At 39.9% G+C, this 3,567-nt stretch carries 4 protein-coding genes; 2 read left to right on the top strand and 2 right to left on the bottom strand.

Going from position 1 to position 3,567, the window contains the following annotated elements:
* Positions 1–244 precede the first annotated feature (244 nt).
* Positions 245–985, bottom strand: a complete 741-nt coding sequence (locus tag HY841_04715) for an outer membrane beta-barrel protein (GenBank protein ID MBI4930044.1) — start codon at positions 983–985, stop codon at positions 245–247.
* Between the two features lie 30 nt (positions 986–1,015).
* Entirely contained in the window at positions 1,016–1,633 is a 618-nt protein-coding gene (locus HY841_04710) for a hypothetical protein (GenBank protein ID MBI4930043.1), read from the bottom strand.
* A 71-nt stretch (positions 1,634–1,704) separates the two neighbouring features.
* On the opposite strand from HY841_04710, the gene HY841_04705 reads away from it, so the two are divergent.
* A complete protein-coding gene (locus HY841_04705; GenBank protein MBI4930042.1) occupies positions 1,705–1,986 on the top strand; it encodes a hypothetical protein in 282 nt (93 codons plus the stop codon).
* 77 nt (positions 1,987–2,063) lie between these two features.
* Positions 2,064–3,515 carry a sulfatase-like hydrolase/transferase gene (locus tag HY841_04700; GenBank protein ID MBI4930041.1) on the top strand — a complete coding sequence of 484 codons (1,452 nt, stop codon included), beginning with the start codon at positions 2,064–2,066 and terminating at the stop codon, positions 3,513–3,515.
* The last annotated feature ends 52 nt before the right edge of the window (positions 3,516–3,567 follow it).

Genomic DNA, 3,567 nt, shown 5'->3' with positions numbered 1-3,567 from the left:
TCGTTATCACTTGCTTTTGCCTTCGGCTTCCTCCGCACAATGCCTCGCAACATTGCACTTGCTTTCAGCTAACACTTCGCGTTATCAACGTGTGTTCGGGACTTGCACCCTATAGTAAAAGAACATGGATGGCGCACAATGAAAAACGCCTCTCAGAAATGAGGGGCGTTTTGTTTTTTAGCAATGCCACAATTAATGCATTGCCTGAGAAATAAATTCGCAACTTTCGAAGAAGAAAAACCGGTCAGTGCTCGAACAAAAAGAATTTGTATTTCCTTTTGCAAGTATCGTGAAACCACCAGCCCATATCGAAATCATACGATAGGTGAAGCCCGATGGTTGCTGTGTTAGTGAGATTATATGATTTCAGAGTCCCATCACTGTAAGATTTATACTTCATATCTCTTCCTCCACCTGTACTTATAATATCTGATAGTCCATAAGTCAACCGTATTCCTAAATCAAGAAGCCCGCCTCCGTCACCCCAAAGCGAATTGCCCCACCCAAGCACAAGCGAAAAATTAGTTTTCTCAAAATTACTTTTCATGTCCTGACCGGAATAACTGATGAGGGAAGAATTGTATGTTCCATGCGCATTCGCGAGTGTAGAAATTTTTATTCCCGCTTCAATGTATTTGAAATCTTTCGGAACGAAGTGAAGCAAAATCGGGAGTTCATAATAAGCAAGGTCGGTTCTGCCAGTCCATTTCATGCTGTCAATGTTGCTCGCTGTTTTCTGGCTGAGCGTAGAATAAAGTCCTTCCACAAAAATAGCACCCCACTGAGCGTAATGCGCGCCAACCATAATTCCTCCCGAACCTCCCCATGATGCTTTGTATTTAAGTCCCTTATCATTCAGTTGATTTTGATTTAACAGCCAGGCGGAGTTGAAAGTACCCCTCGCTCCAATCACAACCCATTGATTGATCTGATGAGATTGAGAAAAAGAAAGAATAGGGAGAAGAAAACCAAAAAGACACAGCAAGGATTTTTTTCATAGCACAAACTTATAGATTTATTGCATGTGTTTTTTCGCCTCCTTCACAAATCCTTCTGTGTCGAGCGGAGAAATCAAATATCCTTCTCCGTTTTTAAGCAGAATAAAAACACAATCGCAGGGAAGGTTTGCTCCCGAAACATGTTCAAACTTTCCTCTGAAGGCAATGGGAACGCTCATAAATTTATAGGGTGCAAACGATTTCGCCTGCTTTTTAAATGCTGAAATAATTTTTTCAATCGGATTCATGCTTTTTCCGCTTTCTCCGAAAAAAATGTTTGCTGTGTCTTTTTCGTTTTCTTTTTTTCGCAGCAGCATTAAACGTTCAGCCTGATCTTCTTTTAATTCATTGACCGACTCTATTTCACTAAATGACAGCAGATGTTTTTTTGTCCATCCGCGAAGCCTGATGCCCTCCTCTCCTATGCTATAAAGAACATTGGGTGGTGTTGTGATAAAACGCGCCATAAGAAAAAGCACAAAAGCAAAAATCGCCATGTAATAGCCGGTTGGATTTTGGGGAGAAGCCAGAAGGATGCCAAGTAAAAAAAACAAACCGCAGACAACATAAAGAATAACAATGTTTTTCTTCGAGCGGTTGGGCGGAAATATTTTTCCGTTCGATGTTTCTTCCACGAAACAAATATCGGAAATATAAAGGGCTTCTGTTAAATCTTTAACTTTGGGTTAAACTAAAATCAAACAGCATGAAAAACCTAGATGTTATCTCAAAAAGAATTTTCGTATCGGCAATTTCTGTAAGCATGATTTTGCTCTGCGCAAGTTTGCTGGTGTTTGCACTGAACACCATTCCGCAGGCAAAAGCAAATTCAAATTTGCCTTTTGCAAAACCATCTGAAGACCGGCTGACTAAGGTTGACATTTGGCCATTCGGAATAGTTGGCGGCAAAGCATATTGGATGGAATATAATGACAGCGGATGGAATTTTAGGAATTCAGATGTTTCTCTCTGGAAAAGCGCTGATTAGTTTAGGGATTTCTTTTTCGTCTTTATTGCCGCAACCTATCGTTTCGCGCTCTTGCTTACCTTCGGACATTAAGCAATATGAAAAACTTTTTTCAAAAAACTCCATTCTGGATTTTTTATCTGGTCGTTCTGTTTCTTTTTCTTATGCTGCTTTTTTCTGTCTTTCGTTACGCGCTTTTAAAATTAAATTTCTCTTCCGGCATTCCTGAAAATCTTTACAGCGATGCCCTTTCTCTTGGAATCAGCTATGACACTATGGTCTCTTCTTATCTGCTGGTAATTCCTTCCCTTTTGTTCTTTGTAGCGATGTTTTTCAATTATAATTCTCTTTGGTTCAGAAGAGTAATTACAATTTATTTTTCAATGGCACTTATTCTCGTCTTGCTTTGCTGTTGTGCGGATATTCCTTATTACATATTTACTGGCGCGCGGCTGAACAATGCAATTACAATGTGGACAGATACGCCCGGAGCAATGCTGGGATTTGTTTTTGAAAGCGCGGCTTTTTACCCTTACCTCGCGGTGTTTTTCGCGGGCATTCTTCTTTCTGTTTTATTTCTTCTCTTCCTTCAGAAAAAGATTTTGAGAAACGCTTTTGAGAGAAAATTTTCCGCGGGTAAAAAGATTTTTTCTTTTTTGTTTGTTGTAATTCTTCTTCTCATCGGAATCCGCGGAGGGTGGAGGGTCCGGCCTGTTGCCGTGCGTGACGCATTCGTTACTAATTATCCTTTCGTAAATATGCTTTCGCTGAATCCGCTTTTCTCTTTCTTCGATAGCATGACAAAAATAAATATGAATTATGTGGATAACGGAACCGCTATTAAAAATGTTCGCAAGTATTTGAATGTTGGTGATGCTTTTGATTCTCCCATCGCACGAAAAGTTTCTTTTTCAGATTCAGCAAGCAAGCCAAATATTGTGCTCGTGCTCATGGAAAGCATGAGCGCGGAAATGACCAATCTTTCTTCATCGGGGAAATCTTTTACTCCCAATCTTGACAGTATTTCAAAAAACTCTATTTCGTTTTCTAATTTTTATACCTGCGGAATGCATACCTGCAACGGATTGTATGGGGTGCTTTATTCGATGCCTTCTGTTCCCGGCATGCATCCGCTTTCAAATGTTTACACAGCCAATCAAAAGTTTTATGGCATGGCAAGTGTTCTGAAAGATAACGGGTACTCTACAAGTTTTTTCTGTACACACTTTGAGGAATTCGACAACATGGGATTTTTTCTTCGCAACAATGGCTTTGATACTTTTTTCAGCGCTAAAGAATATAAATCCGACTTAAGCGAAGGAATGTTTGGCGTATCGGATGAGACCCAGTATGCTTTTGCTTTCAACAAACTAAATGAGTTTTCAAAATCAGAGAAACCATTCTTCGCGGCTATGCTTACCATCAGCACACATGAGCCGCCTGTGTTTCCGAAAAAAACTTCTTGTAAAGAACCCTGCGCCAAGAGCGCAGGGCGTTATTATTTTATTTTTCACAATTCAAAAAGTTTCAACTGCTTGACATCATTATGACGACCTTGATTACGAATATAATTCTCAATCGTCTTTTTACTTCCTCGACCGC

The organism is Bacteroidota bacterium, assembly GCA_016213405.1.
In the GTDB taxonomy this organism is placed as follows: Bacteria; Bacteroidota; Bacteroidia; order Palsa-948; family Palsa-948; genus Palsa-948.
Note: the sequence above shows the minus strand (reverse complement) of the source record. Positions and strands in the feature narration are given on the sequence as shown.